The sequence below is a fragment of the Acetomicrobium thermoterrenum DSM 13490 genome, from assembly GCF_900107215.1.
GTDB lineage: Bacteria > Synergistota > Synergistia > Synergistales > Acetomicrobiaceae > Acetomicrobium > Acetomicrobium thermoterrenum.
Genome location: NZ_FNPD01000006.1, coordinates 34,581 through 54,420, shown reverse-complemented (window position 1 = coordinate 54,420; position 19,840 = coordinate 34,581). Strand labels below are relative to the sequence as shown.

Sequence of the window (19,840 nt, the reverse complement as noted above, 5' to 3'; positions counted from 1 at the left end):
TTGACATGGAATTATTAATATTATAATATTACCATGAAGTGTTGTAAAAACCTTTATAAAATTAAAGCACACAAAGGAGAATCGTAAAAAAATTATGATATGGCCTGAAATGAGGGACGTATTGAGGGCGGCAAAATTTTTAGAAGGCAAGGCGAGGCGCACTCCAACGGAAGAATCGGCCGATTTGAGCGAGATAGCGGGAGGAAGAGTTTTTCTCAAGTGGGAGAACATGCAACCTTGCGGATCCTTTAAGATCAGAGGATCTCTTAATAAAATGTTTCACATGTCCGAGGGCGAGAGAAAGCGGGGAGTCGTGACCGCTTCAAGCGGCAATCACGCTCAAGGGGTGGCCATGGCTGCCAAAATGCTTGGCGTCAGGGCGGTAGTCTTTGTACCGTCGGTATGTCCTATAACCAAACGAAAGGCTATTAAAAGGTTGGGCGGCGATACAGTAGAGCTTAGGGTGACCGAAGGCCTGTACGACGAAGCGGAGGCGGCTGCAAAGGAGCTGTCGAGAACCGAAGGTTTGACCTATGTCTCTTCCTATGAGGATCATTACATCGTAAGTGGCGCCGGTACCGTGGGGCTTGAGATGTTGTTGGACGAACCTGAGCTCGATATGATCGTTGTGCCGGCAGGGGGCGGCGGTTTAATAACCGGCATCGCTACCGCTGCTAAGGCCCTTTCTCCCCGTATAAGGATCGTCGGAGTTCAATCGGTGGCATCCATGCCCTGGGTTGCATCTTGGCAGTCGGGAAGGGTCGTAGATGTATCCTATTCAGACACATTGGCCGATGGCCTGACGGGCGGAATACCGCAGTCTTTGCTCGATCTTGCCAGGGTTCGCGTTGATGATTTCATTGCCGTAGAAGAAAAGGACATTGCCGGGGCAATCTCTTTCCTTCATAAAAAACACCATCAGGTAGTTGAGGGAGCGGGGGCTATCGGTGTTGCTGCGTTATTATCGGGACGGATATCGGCTGTGGGGCGTAATGTCGGAGTGGTCATATCGGGAGGCAACATCGATCACGAAGTTTTGATGAGAGTCCTGTCCGAAAATTGAGGCTAATCTCGACGTAAAGCGGGATCTTAATGATTTCCCTTGATTTCGTCCGCGCTGGAGAAGGTGCCTTTTTTACTGTTATTCTCTGAGGTGGGGTTGAAAATGCCGTTTAAAAGTCCTTCCAGGATCTGTGAAACGAACTGCTCCCCGAAATCCCCCTCAGAAGGTTTGCCGCTGCCCGTCTGGAAGTTAAAATGGAGGTTGAATCTCCACTCATCTTCGTCATCATCGAATTGGTAATATGATGGGCCTTTGGCCATGAGAGGTTCGTTTACCCTTAGATTTGAGATCGTCAGAGATGGCCAGTTGCCTTTTATGTACAGAGAAACGTCTTTAAAGTCGTTGAGGGAAAATCCGCCGATGAAGCCCTTTAGTAAATTTTGGGCAAGTTCTTGTTCCGTCGGATTTTCAAGTATCGCTACTTCCTTTAAGGCCCTGGTCAGGGCATTTAAAGCTTTGACATTTATATTTCCCGAGCAGAACAGATCGATCATCCCGTCTAAAGTTAGAATACCGTCAATGGAGATATATCGGTACAGGGAATCGTTGGGTTGAGAGGTTATCATGCTTCCCGGCAAAATGTAAAGTGACGGACCGTTGATATAAAAGTCCAGTGAGGCCTTCTGAAAATTCAGGCTATCAAGTCCAATACTTTTCAGCCCGTCGTTTTTTCCAGCAAATCCTACGATTTTACCGTCTGTCACATCTAATTTGCCGTAGCCCGACAGGTTCACCAATCGCGTACCTTCGCCCTTCAAATTGAGTGAAAGGTTTAAGGCGCCATCCGATGAAACTGATTCCGCCAGAAAATTTTGCAAAAATACGTTCAGTGGAGCGTTTTTTATATCTATATCGCTTTGCCACGTTAGGAGCTTTCCAATTTGAGCGAAATAGTTCATATTCAAGGTTCCTCCAAATAGCGAGGCCTTCAAGCCATCGATCCGAAGGGAATCGGAGCTAAAAACAAGGGGAATTTCCACGTCTTGGAACTTTACGTCGAAAAGAGAAAGCTCCTCTGATCGGATATGGCCCCGATAGGTTAAGGCTCCGTCGTATTCGCCGGCAAAACTCATCTTGGCCCTGCCTTTAAGCTTTCCTTTTAGATTTGGCGAAAGCAGTTGGGAAAACATATCTATGGGGACGTTGTCTCCGCCGACGTCGAATTCGAAGGACGGATCGGGCTTGATGTTGCCCTTAGCTTTCCCCTTTATTGTCCAATTTTCACCGCTGGCCTCCGTGACGTCTAATGCAAGATTGACCGTATCGCTTTTAGCCTTGAATTTTACGGTTTCAAAAGTTAAGCCGTTTATTGCTGCCTCTTTGATCACCCCATCTATCTCAATCTGAGGAGAGGTCAACTCACCTTCTATGACCAATTTCCCGCCCGTTATACCCCGAACAAACCAAAGAGAAGGAAAGGGAAGTCCCGAGAGATCGACGGCATTGAAATCTCCCGTTAAATGCAAGCTATTCCCCTCAATTATTCCGCCCAAGGAGACAATGCCATTGCAGAGACCGAAGGAGAGGGACTGCACTTCCATCGAAGAATTCTTTCCGCCCACGGCCAATTTTAGGTCCCTTAGTGGGATGTCTTTTACCGTTATATCCTGGCCGTACATCTCTGCATAGAAATTTAGATCTCCGCTGCGTTCTTCCGCTTTGAAATTTCCTCTTAACATACCATGAATAGGCCATGTTTTCGGCTCGAGGCGCAAATCGGAAATCGTCCCTGAGATGTCCGTAAAAAGCTCGCCCCTTTCATCTTTTATTTTTCCCAGAAACTCCACCTTTCCGCCATTGCACAGGGCCCGCCCCTTTAAGTTTAAGCCGCCTTCAAAGGAAGTTGCCTCGGCGTGCAGGTCTTGTAGCTTCAACAAATCGCCAAAGACTAAAGCAGGTGCGTCGGCCTCTACCGAAAAAATGGCCCCCTCCTTTTCCTTTGAAATGCTCCATTTCACTTCGGTTTTTCCCTTTATCTTTGGATTGATGGAGTCGAATATTCCGCCTAACTCGATATCTCTTGCAATTCCCGATAGGTCAATGTTAGGGCTCGGCGAAAAGAGATCTGAGACAGTCCCCTGCCCTGTCACTTTGCCATCGTAAAGTTTTGCCTGTAAAGACGAGATCTTTAATCCGTCCTTTTTAAGGGTGAATTCCATCTTTAGATCTCTCAAATCGGCGAAGCCTGCTTTGAGTTGATTAGATTTCGCGACCCCTTCTAAGGCCAATTCGTCAGGTTTACCCTGTACTTTGACGGTAATGTCGCATTGGCCCTCGAGGTTCACGTCCGAAAGGGAATTGAAAAGTCGGCCCAACTTACCGATTTCTAACCCTTCGGTAGAGACCAAGGCATCGAGCATCAAGGAGCCGTTATGCAGAGCCGATCCCTCCACAGCGATGGGGATTCCCTGCCAATATCCCCTGCCTTTGAAGGAAACCTCCTTACCGGATATATCTGCGGCAATTTCAGCATCCTTTAAGGTTAACCAAGTGGCGGTAAATTCGTCGGACGTGAAATGAATCCTTCCCGAGAGCTTCTTCGGATGTCCCTCCAGATGCAGGCGGACATCGTCTGCCGTTCCGCCAAAGGATGAAAGCCAGGGAAAACGACCCTGCCACATTTCTGTTGAAGCTTTATCTGAGAATAAGTCTAACTTCAAAATCAAAGGGTTAAAGGCGACTTCTATGTTTCCCGTAACTTCCGTCTCGAAAGACCTATTTTCGAGCAGCTCAAAGTTAAGTTTGCCTTCTTTGTAGATCATGGTGAATGAAGCGCTGTTTAAGGGTATATCGACAATTTCGCCGGAAGGCACGTAAAAACGTCCTTCAACGGCGAAGGAACCGCTATCGTCGTAAGATATAGCCATAGTGCCCGAAAGGAAGCCCCTAGGTTGTGCCGCTTTGAATTTTGGAAATAGGGCCACTATCTCTCCGGCGCCCAACTCCTCGACTTCACCGGTTAGATTGATGCGAGGTGCCAACGTCCCTTCAAGTTTTAGGTTTGTATCATTCACCTTAACATGGCAGTCTTCTAAAATTACCTTTTCGTCGGCCCTCAAAGCCCTGAATTTACCGGAGATTTTTAAGGAATTAATCTCACCGCGAAAGTCGACGTCGATCGAATCGTCATGAGGCTTAAACCTGGCTTGGCTTATGCTGTAGTTTCTTTTTCCTGAGATCTCCACATCTTTCAAGACGATCTCTTCTATCGGTGGAGGGGGCGATGCATTTGTTTCTTTGATTGCAGAGATAACAGTTGCTAATCTCGAAGCTTCATCCTTCGATATATCTATAGAATTTATTTCGATGCTTTTGACGGCGGGTTTCCCTTTGATAAGCGATTTGACGGATGGTTTGATTTCTATAGATTTGGCGAGCAGCAATTCATTGCCGTCCAGGATTATCTCGACGCCGCTACCTACGTATCCGGTGATAGGGTTGCCGGAAAAGGAGACAAAGCGAAGGTCAAGACCTGCGGCATTTTTCAGGGCCTTTTCTATCTCTTCAACGACAAAGGCCGACCCGAAGTCGCCTCCCCTTTTTAAAACCACCGAGGCGACCAATACCAAGGATAAGAGAAAAAGACAGAACAGGAATGCTATGGTTTTGAGCGTTCTTTTTGTCAAAAATTTTTTTGACATTTAAATAAAATCCTTCTAGAATGTCATAGTTTTTTTAAATATTAATTCATGACCCCGAAAAGGGATAAGGGTAATTTTGCCTACCTTTTTCAATCAATGGCTAAATGCATCAACCTAAAGACTGGACCGGCAGACTTTCTACACTTATTATAAGCCAAAATGTATAATAAACTGCGAAGCACTCTACGGCGAAAAGAGGTAATAGGATGTCCAAATGGACAAAGTTGTTGGAATACATAAATAAATACGACAACATCTTGATATTGTTGTCGGGCGGATTGGATAGTTCTTTTTTGGCCTATGCCTGTTCGAAGGCTGAAAGCAATGTCGTGGCAGTGACCTTCTCCTCTCCCTTGATTCCCGACGACGAAGTGGAAGAGGCCAGAAAAGTGGCAGAAACATTCGGGCTTGAACACCATGTGATATATTCAGACGACCTGAGCGTAAGCGAGATCAGGCAAAATCATCTGAGGCGGTGTTATTTCTGCAGAAAAAACAGAGACGCTTCGGTTATGAAATGGCTTGAAAAGTCTGTTTTAAAAGGGTATGTGGTAATGGATGGGGTGACGGAATCGGACACGATGGAATACAGGCCCGGCCTTGAAGCTGCAAAAGAGGATGGTGTGCTTCATCCTCTGAAGGAAGCAGGTTTAAGGAAGGAAGATATCAGAAAGCTTGCCCGTGAATTTGATTTGAAATTTTGGGACAAACCTTCTTCTCCCTGTCTTGCAACGCGTTTTCCCTATTACACAACCTTGTCTGAGGAGGAGATAGGTCAGGTCTCAGGGGCGGAAAAAGAGCTGGCTTCCTTGGGCCTCAGGGAGGTCAGGGTCAGGTGTTATCGTCCGAAAGTTGCAGTGGTTGAGGTATCTCGTGAAGATATGGGAAAGGCTTGGGCAGTCAGGGACGAACTGAGAAGCCTTCTGCAGGGACTTGGCTTTGTAGTCGTTGCACTGGATTTGGAAGGTCACAGAAGCGGCAAGATGGATTCTTTGGCGGGAGGGGTATAAAGTGATAATATTCGAACCTAATTTCTCGGGAGTTAGCGGAGATATGCTTTTGGGAGCGTTGGTTGACCTTGGGGCCGATTTTGCCCTCCTCGAACGGTTTAATGCCGTTGAAGGCGTAAAGGGCCTTTCCGGCGTAGAGATAAGAAAGGAAATAACAAAAAGGGGGAGCATAGAGGCGATAAAGATCAACATATCCCTCGACGAACACTTTCATGGTAGGCACGGGCATGAGATGTTGGAAATTTTAGATCGGACCTCCTATTCTGTTGGAGCTTCCAATTGGGCCAAGGACAGGGCGAAGGAGGCCATACTATGTATTCTTGAGGCAGAGGCCGAAGTGCACGGAGCAGAGGTCGAGGAAGTCCACCTTCATGAAGCGGGAAGTTTTGACACGATCATCGACTGTCTTGGTTTTTTTATGCTCCTTGAAAGTTTGGGAGAAAAAAGAATTGCCTCTACTCCCGTTTGTACGGGAAGCGGAAAAGTTAAAACTTGCCACGGCTTATTACCCGTTCCTGTACCTGCCGTGACGGCGATAGCATCGAAAAGAAGGGTTCCCCTTTTGGGGAGCGATATCGAAGGAGAGCTGGCTACTCCGACGGGCGTTTCCCTTTTGGCGGTATCTGCCACCTTTTACAGAGTCCTTCCTTCTTTCGTTCCTGCCAAAGTAGGATATGGTGCAGGATCTAAAGATTTCGAAGTGGCAAATGTCTTAAGGGCGACCATGGCCGAGGAGGAAGATCTGGAAGAGACGATCCTTATCGAAACATCGCTGGATGATATCACCGGAGAGGAAATCGGATATGCCATTTCTAAGTTGCAGGAGACATCGAAGGAAGTTCATCTTCTGCAGGGATTGGGAAAGAAAAACAGGCCCCTCTTTATCCTGAGGCTTTTGGTCGATGCTGAGAATTTGGATCGAGCTATCGAAGGCCTCTTCGAACATACCACTACCATAGGAGTGAGATATTGGCCGGTTTCAAGGGTTAAAATGAAACGTACGATCGAAGAAGTCCCCCATGAAGGCGGTTTTGTGCGAGTGAAGGTCTCTCGGCACGGGGACCTGCAAAAGGAGAAGATCGATTTTGACGACCTTACGGAAAATGCCGGGAGTTGATTTATTTTAGATAAGTTTAGCATCATTTTTGTTAGATTTATTTATCTATTAATAATTGTTGCTCAACTTGTGATGTTATGATAAATCGTTGCATATTATATTATTCGTTTATTTGAATTAGTAAACCGTCAGTTGTTATAATTATCTAAATGTCTTGACTTTTCTTCCGAGACTCAATTAATATAAATATGCCAAACATAAAAAATTATTCGAACAATCCCAGGATGTTCATGGTATTTTCGGATATCTCGACTTTGGGTTTTTCAAAATTCATAAAAGCATTATACCTTTTAGGCGTGTTTCTTATGTTTTGTCACCACCCTTATTACGTGAGGCTTTAATGCGACAAGCATTAAAATAAACGAAAGGTGGCGAAGAGTTGTGAAGAGACGGTTGGTTTGGTTCGTTATGGTCGTGATACTTCTTTCCCTGGTTTTTGTGGGGCAGAACGCGGCAGTTGCCCAGGAGCCGAAGTATGGTGGCGTGTTGAGGTGGCGTGCGGTAAACGATCCTCCCAAGCTCGATCCGGCGATGGCAACTGACACCAGCTCCTCGAGAAACGTGTACCTAATGTTCGATATGCTGGTAGATAACGATCCCGACGGAAAGAGCATAGTTCCCAGGCTGGCCGAAAGCTGGGAAGCAAGTCCCGACGGAAAGACATGGACCTTTCACTTAAGGAAGGGTGTCAAATTCCACAAAGAATCCCTCGGCAAGCCCACCGAAAACGGCGGACGTGAGGTAACTGCCCACGACTGGAAATATTCCTTCGAGAGGTTGGTTAAGGTCAATTCCCCAAGAGCTTATTTCATCGATATGGTCAAGGGATATCAGGATTTCGTCGACGGCAAGGCCGATGAATGGGTTGGAATCAAGGTAGTTGACGACTACACCTTGCAATTCGAACTGGACTACCCCTTTTCTCCCTTCCTCAGCGTACTGGCCTACAACTCCTTTGTGGTGGTTCCCAAAGAGGATGCCGAGAAGTGGGGCAAGGAGTTCAACTTCCATCCTGTAGGTACGGGAGCGTTCATTCTGGAGCGCTGGGATCACGATCAACGGTTGGTCTACAGGAAAAATCCCGATTACTGGAAAAAGGACGAAGCCGGCAGGCAACTACCCTACCTGGACGGTATCGAGATCGTCATAATACCTGATAACACGATTGCCTACGAGGAGTTCAAGAAGGGAAACATAGACGTCCTGCCTGCGCCTCCGGACGAATATTACGAAGAGATAAAGGCCCAGTACTCCCATCTGCTGCAAGAAAGGCCTGAACTTGGGACTTATTACTACGGATTTAACAACTCCAAACCTCCCTTTAAGGACAATTTGAAACTGAGGCAGGCATTCAACTACGCCGTAGACAGGGAAGCCATAAACGAACTCGTTATACACGGGCGTTATTACCCGGCTAAGGGAATCCTTCCTCCCGGCATACCGGGATACAATCCCAATTTGAGGGGATATGAGTACAATCCTGAAAAGGCAAAGCAGTTATTGGCTGAGGCAGGCTTCCCCGACGGAATAACCGTCGACCTGAACGTCAACAACGACCCCCGCCACACCCTTATATCGGAAGCAATTCAGGCACAACTCAAGAACCTTGGCATCAACATAAACATCAAGGTTCTCGACTGGGGAGTGCATCTGGATCTCTGCGAACGGGGAGAGACTCAGATGTTTAGAATGGGTTGGGTAGCCGATTACGCCGATCCGGATAACTTCCTATACGTATTGCTCCATTCCGAAAACCACGGTTCCAAGGGTAACTATTCCTTTTACAGCAACCCAAAGGTGGATGAAATGTTGGCTGCGGCGCGCGTGGAAACGGATTGGGATAAGCGAATGAAGCTTTATCAGGAGGCAGAACAGATGATAGTTGACGATGCTCCTTGGTTGTTCCTGTTTCACTACACGACGAGCTTGCTGGCTCAGGATTGGCTGAAGAACATGCATCTTCCCGCCTTTGGAGACTACACTACTCCCCTTGAGGTCGTATGGATCGAAAAGTAAATTAATTGACAAATGTGGGCTAGTCGCAACTAGCCCACATTTGATCGAAGATGGGAGGCAAATGTATGTTTTCCTACATCGTGAGAAAAATGCTTTATGCAGTCCCCGTCATATGGGGAGTTGTGACCATAGTATTTATTCTGATGACGATAGTTCCCGGCGATCCTGCCAGGCTGATGATGGGCCAAAGGGGCGATCCCGAAACGCTGGCCCGCATCAGGGCCGACCTGGGGTTAGACCTTCCGATTCATAAGCAGTACACGAGGTTTTTGAAGGACCTGGTAAAGGGCGATTTGGGAGTGTCCTATAGGAACAATGAAAAGGTCGTAGACGCCTTGATGACCCGCTTCGGAGCTACTCTAAAGCTCGCCTTTTGGGCCATGGTCTTGGCGGCCCTTTTGGGAATACTGGCTGGAGTGGTTTCCGCCGTAAAACAATATTCAATATTCGATTATTCGGCCATGTTCATAGCGATATCGGGTATCAGTGCTCCCGTCTTTTGGGTGGGGCTTTTGCTTTTGTTGATCTTTGCCTATACGCTTCATCTAGTACCGGGGGTTGGTTACGTTCCAGGGGATTGGCGTTACTTCATACTTCCTGTGATCACATTGGGAGTAAGGCCGGCCGCCCTCATAGCGAGGCTCACGCGATCCTGTATGCTGGAGGTCTTGACGCAGGACTACATTCGTACGGCCAGGTCAAAGGGATTACGCGAAAGGATTGTAATAATGCGACATGCCTTGAAAAACGCGCTAATTCCCGTCGTTACAATCATAGGTACTCAGGTGGCCGAACTGCTTTCAGGTGCAGTTTTGACCGAGACCATCTTTGCCTGGCCTGGAGTGGGAAGGCTGGCCGTTGAGGCCCTGATAGCCAGAGATTTTCCCATGATTCGGGGCACGGTCATATTTATGGCGGTGATATTTTTGGTAGCCAATTTAATAGTCGACATTTCCTACGGGTTCATAGACCCCAGAATCCGTTACGATTAAGGTGGTTCTAAGATGGCTAAGAAGAGCAGATCCAGCGGTCTTTGGTATGAGGCATGGCTCAGGTTTAAGCGGAACAAGCTGGCGTTGCTGGGGCTTTTTATGGCTGCCTCCGTTATTTTAATTGCCATATTCGCTCCGCTTATAGCTCCCTACGATCCCGTCGAACAGCTCATATGGACGGAGGGTAGAGAGGTGCGGTTGGCTCCCCCCAATGCAAAACATTGGATGGGGACCGACATATACGGTCGTGATATATTAAGCAGGATTATCTTCGGGGCCCGAATTTCGCTGCAGATAGGCATCTTTGCGACCATAGTGTCTCTTCTCATCGGGGTGCCGCTTGGGGCCATAGCAGGATATATGGGAGGATGGGTCGACGACCTCATATCTTGGTTGATCAACGTCGTCTTTGCCTTTCCTTTCCTGCTTTTCGTGCTGGCTGTAATAGCAGTATTTCAAAGTCCTAGCCTGCGGGTCGTTTATATTGCGATAGGTCTGGTTAACTGGGTTGGCATAGCCAGAGTGGTTAGGGCGCAATTCATTTCACTGCGCGACAGGGAGTTCGTCGAAGCGGCCAAGGCCTTGGGGTTGCCCAGAGGGAAGATAATATTTAAACATATCCTTCCGAACGCCCTTGCCCCCGTAATTGTGCAGGCCACGCTTGGCATGGGCAGCATCATAATGACAGAAGCGGGATTGGCCTTCCTGGGCTTTGGCGCTCAACCCCCGACTCCAAGTTGGGGATTGATGATCTCCGAGGGCCAGAAATATCTAAGCATGGGCAAGTGGTGGTGGGCTATTTTCCCCGGGCTGGCGATCATGTATACCGTACTTGCCTTCAACTTCCTCGGAGACGGCTTGCGAGATGCCCTCGACGTAAGGCTCAAAAGGTAGGTGGGGTTGTTGAGCTTATTGGAGATAAAAGATCTTAAGACCTATTTCGATACCGACAGAGGCCTGGTGAAGGCCGTAGAAGGAGTGACCTTCCACATCAATTCGGGCGAGACCTTGGGCGTGGTAGGAGAGTCCGGCTGTGGCAAAAGCGTTACCGCTCTTTCTGTAATGAGGCTTCTTCCAAGGCCCATTGGAAGGATAGCGGGAGGGAACATACTCTTTAAAGGCGAAGACTTAACCAAAGCTTCTGAAGCGAGGATGCGCCAAATAAGGGGCAACAAGATCTCCATGATATTTCAAGAACCGATGACGAGCTTGAACCCCGTTTTGACTATAGGGTTTCAGATTATGGAGCCTTTGATGCTCCACCAGGGAATGGACAGTAAGGAGGCCAAAGAGAAGGCCGTAGAGTTGCTTCAGCTCGTCGGAATTCCCGACCCAAAACAAAGGGTTGACGAATATCCGCATCAGCTTTCGGGAGGACAGCGCCAAAGGGCCATGATAGCCATGGCCTTGGCCTGCAAGCCTGAATTGTTGATAGCGGACGAACCCACTACTGCTTTGGACGTTACGATTCAGGCCCAAATACTAGACCTCATGAACGATCTGCAAAGAGAATTCAATGCGGCCATCATGCTCATTACCCATGATTTGGGCGTCGTTGCCGAGATGGCCCAGCGAGTGGTGGTCATGTATGCCGGTCTTATAGTTGAAGAAGCGCCCGTGGCCTCTCTCTTTTACGAACCTTTGCATCCCTATACACAGGGGTTGCTTGCTTCAATACCGAGAATTGATAAAGACCTCGATAAACTTCACGTAATCCCTGGGTTTGTGCCCAACCCCTTTGAATTTCCCGAGGGATGCCGTTTTCATAACCGTTGCGAAAGGGCCTTTTCGAGGTGCTCGCGGGAAATGCCTCCTCTCTACTCCCTTGGCGACGGGCGTATGGTCAGATGTTTCCTCTACGGTTCCGACTCCGGGGGTGGGGCCAGATGACGCAAGCCTCCCATTTCTTAGAGGTCAAAAACATGAGACAGTATTTTCCCATTCGCAAGGGAGTATTCAAGAGAACGGTAGGTCATGTTCGAGCCGTCGATGACGTATCCTTCTTCATTGACGATCAGGAAACACTGGGGTTGGTCGGCGAATCGGGATGCGGAAAGACTACATTGGGGAGGACCGTGCTCCATTTGCTGAAGCCTACCGAAGGAAAGGCCTTCTTTATGGGACAAGACGTGGAAACAATGCTTAGCGATAACCCGCGCGGCATCAGACAAAAGATGCAGATAATCTTTCAAGATCCCTACGGCAGCTTAAACCCTCGCATGACCGTCAACGAAATTGTGGGCGAGGCCGTGAGGTATTATGGCCTGTGCTCTAAAAGAGAGCTGGACGATTACATATCCGAGGTGTTGTCGAAATGCGGAATGCTCCCAGAGCATCGCTTCAGGTATCCCCATGAGTTTTCCGGCGGGCAACGCCAGAGGATAAGCATTGCTCGAGCTTTAGCTTTGAAGCCAAAGTTCGTAGTCTGCGATGAGCCGGTGTCGGCTCTGGACGTCTCCATCAGGAGCCAAATATTAAATTTGTTGAATGAACTAAAGGAGCAGCTGAAGCTGACCTATCTGTTCATTTCCCACGACTTAGCCGTGGTGAGACATATATCGGATAGAGTCGCCGTAATGTATTTGGGTAAAATAGTCGAGAAGGCGCCAAAGCTTGAGTTCTTTGGCAACCCCTTGCATCCCTATTCCCATGCCCTACTTTCTGCCATACCAGTTCCCGATCCGAAGCGCCAACGTCAGCGCATTATTTTGGAGGGCGACGTGCCTTCGCCTGCCAATCCACCTTCTGGTTGCCGGTTTAATCCAAGGTGTCGTTACGCTATGGAAAGGTGCAAGAAGGAGGAACCCCCATTGGTGGATGTGGGTAACGGCCACTTTGTCGCCTGCTTCTTGCATTCTAAATAGAATACAGCGGGCGCCTTTGTACCTGTCGTTTCAACAGGAGCCGGGAACTTTCGGCTCCTGTTTTTTAAAAAGACGCGGTATTCGATGTTATAATATACATATACGGGTATAGGGGGTCTAAGATATGTCTGAGATATCGCTAACGATCGCTTTCGCTGCAGGATTGCTTTCCTTCCTTTCTCCCTGTCTTTTGCCGATGATTCCCATTTATATCGCCTATTTGGCCGGCGACGCTCTCCCGCTATCGGGTAAAGCCGAGGCAAAGAAGAGCTTTAGGGTCTTTCTTCACGCCCTGTTATTTGTTTTAGGCTTTTCTGTCGTTTTCGTTTCCTTCGGAGCTTCTGCCACGGCATTGGGGAGTTTTCTGATCAAAAACCAAGCTCTCGTTAAGAAAGCGGGAGCGACGATAATAGTCATATTTGGGCTTTATATGATTGGACTGTTTGATATAGCATTTCTTGAGCGGGAGCGCCGATTGAAGGCCGGATCGGGAGGTCATTCCTGGATAAGGGCTCTTCTTGCGGGGATGGCCTTTTCAGCCGGATGGACGCCCTGCGTCGGTCCCATCTTGGCGTCGATACTGGTCATGGCAAGCGGCAGTTCAACTGTAAGGGACGGAATGCTCCTTCTTTTTGCCTATTCCATGGGATTGGGGCTGCCTTTTTTAGCTGTAGCCCTATTCATGGAGTGGTTCGAGCGCTTTATACAAGCTAACGCAAGTAAGTTGGAATACGTTAAAAAAGTAGCTGGAGCCGTTCTTATAGCGGTCGGGCTTTTAATGTACTTCGATCTTTTCTCGAGATTCGCATATCTATGGACCCCTCCTATGTAAATTTCGAATAAAGGTGAGGTGTTGTTAAGTGAAAACGAAGAAAACCTTAATATTGACAATATCTTTAGCTTTCTTGGTCATCTTTGCTTTTGACATTTCACCCCTTTTGGCCATGGAAAGGGGTGAAACCGCGCCGGATTTCGAAGCGGTGGACTTCGACGGAAGGCAGGTCAAACTCTCCGATTTCAAAGGCAAACCCCTTTTATTGAATTTTTGGGCCACCTGGTGCCCTCCCTGTCTCAAGGAGTTGCCCGAATTTCAGCGATTTTTCGACGAACATGGCGAAGATGTGAATATCGTAGCCGTCAATTTGACTACCTCGGAAAGGTCCATACTTCACGTTAAAAATTTTGTTCTCGAAAATAAGCTCGCCTTTCCTGTCTATCTTGATGAAGATGGATTGGCGGCTCAAGCATATCTTGTGAGGTACATTCCCACAAGTTACTTCTTGGACGAAAATTTGAAGATTCTCGAAGTGCATGTTGGCCCGCTGACGTATGAACAAATAAAAGATAAATTCGGTTTATAGCTTATCTTATACAAACTGTGAAACTGGGTGTCGATGCAGGATATGTTATACTTTCTATGAGAAATAGCTTGAAAGAGGAGATGATGAATTGATGAAGGGGTTGCTTCCCGAGATAGAAAGTTGGGCTAGCATAAGAAGGTATGATCCCCGTCCAATTCCAGATGATGTTTTAATGAGAATTCTAGATGCGGCAAGACGAGCGCCCAGCTGGGCAAATGTACAGCCCTGGCATTTTATCGTCGTGCGGGAAAAGACGATGAAGTCGAAATTGCGCCGGTTGGCGGTGGGCCAGCGTTTCCTAGAGACAGCCGACAGCGTCGTCCTTTGTTTAGGCGAGCGAAGCGCCTGGTCAGAAGAGCAGAGGGTAAGGCAGATGAAGGCCCTATCTCAAGCCCTGGGACAGAGCTTTGACGAGGAAAGGGCCAAGAAATCCCTTAATGATCCTGCATACAACCCTCTTTTAAGAGGCGAGGAAATATTGGTTGCAAGGCTATACGAGCAGTTGTCTCTGGCCATTGCTTTCATGATACTCCAGGCCAAACACGAAGGCGTGGGAAGCTGCATAGTCGGAGCCTTCGCAAATGAGGTTACGGCTGTGAACGAGGAACTTTACGAGGAAGTTCGCCGCGATCTGGAGATCCCGCAAGATGCCATGATTTTAACCCTCGTAACATTAGGATATCCTGCCGAAAATCCCAAACCCAGGCCACGGAAATCCTTTGAAGGTGTCGTGTCCCTGGAAAAATACGGGAACCCCTTCCCGGCATCTCTCTGAGAAGGGAGGGATCTTTATTGCGACTGGGTATTTATGGTGCTGCAGGAGAAGTAACGGGGTCCAATTATTTACTCGAACACGACGGGAAAAGGGTGTTGATCGATTGCGGTATCTTTCAGGGGCGGGACGAGGACAGGAAAAACAGCGAGCCCTTCCCCTTCGATGCCTCCACGGTGGATGCTCTTTTGTTGACCCATGCCCATCTGGATCATTCTGGACGCGTTCCCCTTCTCGTGAAGAGAGGATTTCGAGGAAAAATTTACGCAACTACTCCGACCCTCGAGCTGTGCGAAATATTGTGGAGGGATTCGGCCCGTTTGATGAAGGAGGAGGCGGATTGGAAGAGCAGAAAAAACAGGCGAAAGGGGCTTCCGCCCGTATATCCTCTGTTTTCGGAAAAGGAGATAGAAAGGGCATTGGAAATGTTCGTACCCGTCTCCTACGATGACGTCATCGAGGCGGCGTCTGATATCAAGGTGCGCTTTCGCGACGCCGGACACATTTTAGGAAGTGCCATCATCGAAATTTGGGCCGGTAAAGACAGCATTAAACTGGTCTTTTCAGGCGATCTTGGCCAGCAGGTTACCGTCCTGGACAGGAATCCGGCCGTCATTGAGGACGCCGATTACGTGATAATAGAGTCCACTTACGGAGACCGAAATCACAAAAGCCTGGATGAGACGAGGGAGGAGTTCGCCTCAGTCATAGCGGAATGTTTGAGGGACCGCTCCAAGGTCTTGATTCCTACTTTCGTTGTGGACAGAGTGCAAAGAATACTCTACGAACTCAACATCCTTCAGGAAATGGGCATATTGAAGGACAATGTGCCCATTTACTTCGACTCCCCCATGGGCGTCAAGACTACGGAGATATATAGGAAATATTCTTCCCTCCTTTCGGCGGAAATACAGGACAGACTCTTCAAAAATCAGGACCCCTTCGCCCCCATGGGTTTGAAGGAGGTCACCTCTCCCGAGGAGTCGAAAAAAATCAACGACGTATCTTTCGCCATTGTCTTGGCGGGAAGCGGCATGGCTAACGGAGGTCGGATTGTCCATCATTTGAAACATAATCTGTGGAACCCAAAGGCTCACGTGATATTTGCAGGATATCAGGCGGCCGGTACTCTGGGGCGCAAGATCATAGATGGAGCGAGGTTCGTCAAGGTCGCCGGCGAGGAGGTGGCCGTGAAGTGCAAGTTTCATACGATAGGTGGCTTTTCTGCCCATGCCGACAAGGACGACCTCCTTACCTGGGCGTCCAACTTCAAGACGAATCCGACTTTCATAGTTACCCATGGAGAAGAGAGGTCATCTAATTCTTTGGCGGATGAGTTGAGAAAATTGGGCAGTCAAGCCCTTGTGCCTCAAAGGGGATATGAGATGTCCCTTGATCGTGGACGTTCCACCGTCGAAAAGAGGGTCGAAATTCCGGCGGAAAGACCTCCCGTTGAAGTGCAGTCTATCTTAAGGGACATGGATCTCTTGCTGGCTAACATTAACGAAGCCCTTAAAGAGGAGGAAGTTGCGGAAGAGATCGGACCTCTCCTTATGTCGGCCAAATTGTTACTGGAGATAGCAAGCCAAAGGGTCGTTCGTTAACATCTTTATGGACTGTTTGAGAATATCAAAAAAGGACCATCGCTAAAAATGCGATGGTCCTTTTTTCGTCGTCGTTTGCCTTTAGTTATCCTTATTGAATATCCTTTCAAGTATCGTCTTTTTGATCACATCTTCGGGACTCGATTGACTCGATTGTGTATCCGTCTGGTCTTGAGTTAGGCCTTGCGGCGTCTCTTCCGTGACGGGTTTAGAAACCTCCAGATTGGATATCTTCGGAGACTTAAAAGTGCCCGTGACGTTAAAGCTGACGTCCCTGAAGTCCGTCGTCTGAGAGCCCTGCAGCAAGCCGCCTAAGAACCCCTCGAGAGTTGACTTGAGCGATTCCCCTCCGGAAAGAATGCCGCCCTTTATGCCGCCCACCAGGGCGTTAATGGCCTGTACGTTCAAATTGCCGTAACATGAGAGATTGAGGTTGCCGTTGTATTTAATCATGCCGTCGGCACCAAAGTAGGTATACATCGGATCTCCCTTGGGGGCATAAGCCTGAGTCCCCGGAAGGAGGGTTAACGCCATGGTATCCAAGACGAACCTTCCCTGAATCGACTTGTAGTCTATGGTGCTTTTACCGTATGCTGCTGCAATGACCTTAACCATTTTGAAATCGGACACTTTGCCGCTTCCGACATTAAAGGAACCATTGCCTTCCAGATTCTTGCCCAGCGTGCCGCTGCCGTTAAACTGTAGCCCCGCCTTTCCGGTGATGTGTCCCTCCATGGGAAAGAGATCATGAATGAGCGGATCCAAGTTTGCCTCGGAAACGCTTAGGGACGTCGTCCATTTCAAATTAGACAAAGTGATGGATCCTTTGCCCGATGCGCTCCCTTCGTAAAAGCGGGCTTTCATGTCTTGGCTTGTTATTGTGCCATCCTTCATGACGAAGGGGACTTTTATGTCACTGGCTTTAAGCCCGTAGACGCCGGCTTCCGGAGATGTGATTTCTCCGTCGCCCTTAAGGCCTTTGTCGTCGTAGGAAATCGTCGCCCTAAGGTTTACGAGACCCTGCATATTCAGTTTATTTGCCTCGTCCAATTTCTTGGATATTTCCTTCAGGTCGAGGTTGTTTCCCTGCACGTCAAAGTTTAGACTTAACGCTTTATCATAAGCGATTATTCCGCTGCCTGTTAGCGCCCCTCCGCCAGCCCTGGCGTTGAAGGATTTGATTTTCAGGGAGTTCCACGGGCCTTCCGCGTCTAAAGCTGCATCGGTTAACGTGAAGCCGGCCACGGTTATCTCGGGCGACGAAGCCTTGGCTGCGATTATGACGTCCGGCAGCAAGCCGTCTGCTTTCGCCTCAAAATCGACCAAGCCCTCTATCGGCAAAGTCAACCCAAGGTTTTGCAGGTTTGACAGTCTGGCGCCCTTCGCTGAGGCCGTCAAAGATAGGGCAGGTTGTTTATCCTTGATGGCAATTTGGCCCGTGGCATTGAAGTTTCCGCCCAGAAGCAGGCCCTTGATCTCGGTCAAGTTGATCTTGTTAGCCTCACCTTTTATGGAAGCTGACAGGTCATTTATCAACGGGAAGGCCGTCGTCCCTACCGAAGAGGCCTTTATTTGAGCCGAAATTCCGGACAAAGGGTCTTTAGCCAAAGGTTTCAAAGAAGTTGAACCGGTGATGCCTTTTGCTGCTATGCCGGAGAAGGTTATCCTGTTTGAATTAAAATCCAGAGAGAGATCTGGAGAGCTCAAAGGTCCAACTATATGCCATTCCGATGAAACGGTGCCTGCCAACTCATACTGCTCGAGCTTGGGAACGAGTTGTCCCATGCTGGTCAAATTCAATCCCTCAACTTTTCCTTTTATGTCCAGAGTTGGGGCCTTTGTCACGTTCACGATCTTCCCTGCGCCGTGGAATTTAGCTCCTTGCCATAATGCGGAAAAGCTCTTGATGTCCAGGGCGTTTTCTTTAAATTCGAAATTCACGGTGGGAGACTTTATCTCCTGGTCTAAAAGCGTGATGACATCAGACCATACTTTGCCCGAAGTCGAAAGGGAAGCAACGTCCTTGAGAGAACCCTTGATCTGCACTTCTCCCGAGGCATTTCCCTTTGCTGGCAGATCCTTTAGGGATGGCACAAGGGTTTTTATCTTATCGATGGAAGCTTTTTGGCAGGACACGACCATGCTAACAAAAGGACCCGCCGGAAGATCTACATAACCCGTCGCCTTAAGAGGCATTTCGTTCCATCGGGAAGTTGCGTCGATATCTATCCTTTTCCCTTTATCGATGTTCGCCTTAATATTGATAGCCTGAAGGGGTTGATTCATGACTGAAAGTTTTGACGCGGAAAGAGCGACCTTTCCCGATAACTCCATGGCCATTCCGGAGATATCAGCCTTGACGCTGTCCACAGTGCCGGATACCTTTCCCGCCAGTTGGGGAAATTCCTTCGACAGGAGGCCAACGTCGAGGTTTTTGCCCTCCAAAGAGAGGTTTATGTGTGGCGGCAATGTCCTGAGAATCATGGTCAGGGTTCCGTGGACGTTGCCGTTTAAGACGTCAGCATCTATGTTTCTGAAGTCGAGGGTATTTTCCTCGTAACGCCAGTCGGACCTCGCCCGTTCGACGGATATGCCGACGATCGTACCCTTTTCGAAGCTCAAATCGCCCTCGCCGCGAATGTCGGGCAGCTTCCCCGATAACTTGATGGTGCCGCCGAAGGCCCCGGCCAGCTTTTGTTTCTCGAGGGGAGGCCAAAGAAGTTTCAACTCCTCTACCTGTATATTTCCGGCCCTTCCTTCGATATTGAGCTCGGGCATTATCTCGCCGCTAAAGGAGATCTCACCCTGGGCGATCTTAAGGTTCATCTCATCTATTGCGACGCCTTCCTTTAGCGATATGACTGCATCTCCCCTCGCGGGCAGCCCGTTGTATGAAGCATCGATTTTTGCCTTGATGGTGGTCGCCTCGGGCTTTACCTCGATGCTCCTCAAGTCTATAACTCCGAAGGGGCCCTTTACCGTGCTGGACTTAACTTCTATTGTCTCTAAAGGCAAACCCTCCCCCGCACCTGATGGTTTAAAGTTCTTTACCAGCTCGAGCGTTCTCTCGAAATCGATTAAGGCTTCGTTCACAACCAGGGAATCGAGATAGACCTTCCCGCCTATCAGCGCGAACAAGCTTGGCTTGACATCCAGCTGTTTTATGGAAAGGACTTCCTCTCCTTCCTTCGAGAGCGCGACATCCCTCAATTTGTAACCCCTTATGGGGTTGCCCGAAACGTTCCCAAGGGCCAAGTCGGCTCCAATGGCATCCTTCGCGGCCTGGGGAGCCATTTCTCGGATCATGCCCGTGCCGACGTCGATATTTGCGATGACCAGCAGAAGGATCACTATTATCGCTGCAACGCCTATCAAAATGTGTTTCTTTTGCACTTTCACC

The 19,840-nt window shown here is 48.6% G+C and carries 14 protein-coding genes; 12 read left to right on the top strand and 2 right to left on the bottom strand.

Features of this window, described 5'->3' with window-relative positions; all coding sequences use genetic code 11:
• The first annotated feature begins 94 nt into the window (after nucleotides 1–94).
• Nucleotides 95–1,063 carry a threonine ammonia-lyase gene (locus BLU12_RS05920; protein WP_091461327.1) on the top strand — a complete coding sequence of 323 codons (969 nt, stop codon included), beginning with the start codon at nucleotides 95–97 and terminating at the stop codon, nucleotides 1,061–1,063.
• A gap of 26 nt (nucleotides 1,064–1,089) precedes the next feature.
• Here BLU12_RS05920 and BLU12_RS05915 read toward each other — a convergent pair whose 3' ends face one another.
• Nucleotides 1,090–4,704 (bottom strand): translocation/assembly module TamB domain-containing protein, encoded by a 3,615-nt coding sequence (locus tag BLU12_RS05915; RefSeq protein WP_091461325.1) that lies wholly within the window; start codon nucleotides 4,702–4,704, stop codon nucleotides 1,090–1,092.
• A gap of 206 nt (nucleotides 4,705–4,910) precedes the next feature.
• On the opposite strand from BLU12_RS05915, the gene larE reads away from it, so the two are divergent.
• The 11 genes from larE to BLU12_RS05860 all read left to right on the top strand — a co-directional run bounded on the left by larE (nucleotide 4,911) and on the right by BLU12_RS05860 (nucleotide 16,440).
• Nucleotides 4,911–5,714: an ATP-dependent sacrificial sulfur transferase LarE gene (larE, locus tag BLU12_RS05910; protein ID WP_091461324.1), complete on the top strand. Its 804-nt coding sequence runs from the start codon at nucleotides 4,911–4,913 to the stop codon at nucleotides 5,712–5,714.
• A 1-nt stretch (nucleotide 5,715) separates the two neighbouring features.
• The gene (larC, locus tag BLU12_RS05905) at nucleotides 5,716–6,831 is read left to right on the top strand and encodes a nickel pincer cofactor biosynthesis protein LarC (protein WP_091461322.1); all 1,116 of its coding nucleotides are present in this window, start codon (nucleotides 5,716–5,718) and stop codon (nucleotides 6,829–6,831) included.
• A gap of 408 nt (nucleotides 6,832–7,239) precedes the next feature.
• Nucleotides 7,240–8,847 (top strand): ABC transporter substrate-binding protein, encoded by a 1,608-nt coding sequence (locus BLU12_RS05900; protein ID WP_407638649.1) that lies wholly within the window; start codon nucleotides 7,240–7,242, stop codon nucleotides 8,845–8,847.
• A 65-nt stretch (nucleotides 8,848–8,912) separates the two neighbouring features.
• Nucleotides 8,913–9,839, top strand: coding sequence for an ABC transporter permease (locus tag BLU12_RS05895; protein WP_091461318.1), 927 nt, complete (start codon nucleotides 8,913–8,915; stop codon nucleotides 9,837–9,839).
• 12 nt (nucleotides 9,840–9,851) lie between these two features.
• Nucleotides 9,852–10,733, top strand: a complete 882-nt coding sequence (locus BLU12_RS05890) for an ABC transporter permease (RefSeq protein ID WP_091461317.1) — start codon at nucleotides 9,852–9,854, stop codon at nucleotides 10,731–10,733.
• Between the two features lie 9 nt (nucleotides 10,734–10,742).
• Nucleotides 10,743–11,729 carry an ABC transporter ATP-binding protein gene (locus BLU12_RS05885; RefSeq protein ID WP_091461315.1) on the top strand — a complete coding sequence of 329 codons (987 nt, stop codon included), beginning with the start codon at nucleotides 10,743–10,745 and terminating at the stop codon, nucleotides 11,727–11,729.
• Nucleotides 11,726–12,703 carry an ABC transporter ATP-binding protein gene (locus BLU12_RS05880; RefSeq protein ID WP_091461313.1) on the top strand — a complete coding sequence of 326 codons (978 nt, stop codon included), beginning with the start codon at nucleotides 11,726–11,728 and terminating at the stop codon, nucleotides 12,701–12,703. Before BLU12_RS05885 ends, BLU12_RS05880 begins: the two co-directional genes overlap by 4 nt.
• 124 nt (nucleotides 12,704–12,827) lie before the next feature.
• A complete protein-coding gene (locus tag BLU12_RS05875; protein WP_091461312.1) occupies nucleotides 12,828–13,535 on the top strand; it encodes a cytochrome c biogenesis CcdA family protein in 708 nt (235 codons plus the stop codon).
• Between the two features lie 28 nt (nucleotides 13,536–13,563).
• The gene (locus BLU12_RS05870) at nucleotides 13,564–14,064 is read left to right on the top strand and encodes a TlpA family protein disulfide reductase (protein WP_234945498.1); all 501 of its coding nucleotides are present in this window, start codon (nucleotides 13,564–13,566) and stop codon (nucleotides 14,062–14,064) included.
• Between the two features lie 91 nt (nucleotides 14,065–14,155).
• Nucleotides 14,156–14,839, top strand: coding sequence for a nitroreductase family protein (locus BLU12_RS05865; protein ID WP_091461310.1), 684 nt, complete (start codon nucleotides 14,156–14,158; stop codon nucleotides 14,837–14,839).
• A gap of 17 nt (nucleotides 14,840–14,856) precedes the next feature.
• On the top strand, nucleotides 14,857–16,440 hold the full coding sequence (locus BLU12_RS05860; RefSeq protein ID WP_091461308.1) for an MBL fold metallo-hydrolase RNA specificity domain-containing protein: 1,584 nt from the start codon (nucleotides 14,857–14,859) through the stop codon (nucleotides 16,438–16,440).
• Between the two features lie 81 nt (nucleotides 16,441–16,521).
• Here the strand turns inward: BLU12_RS05860 and BLU12_RS05855 are convergent, their stop codons facing one another.
• On the bottom strand, nucleotides 16,522–19,839 hold the full coding sequence (locus BLU12_RS05855; RefSeq protein ID WP_091461306.1) for an AsmA-like C-terminal region-containing protein: 3,318 nt from the start codon (nucleotides 19,837–19,839) through the stop codon (nucleotides 16,522–16,524).
• Between the last annotated feature and the right edge of the window lies 1 nt (nucleotide 19,840).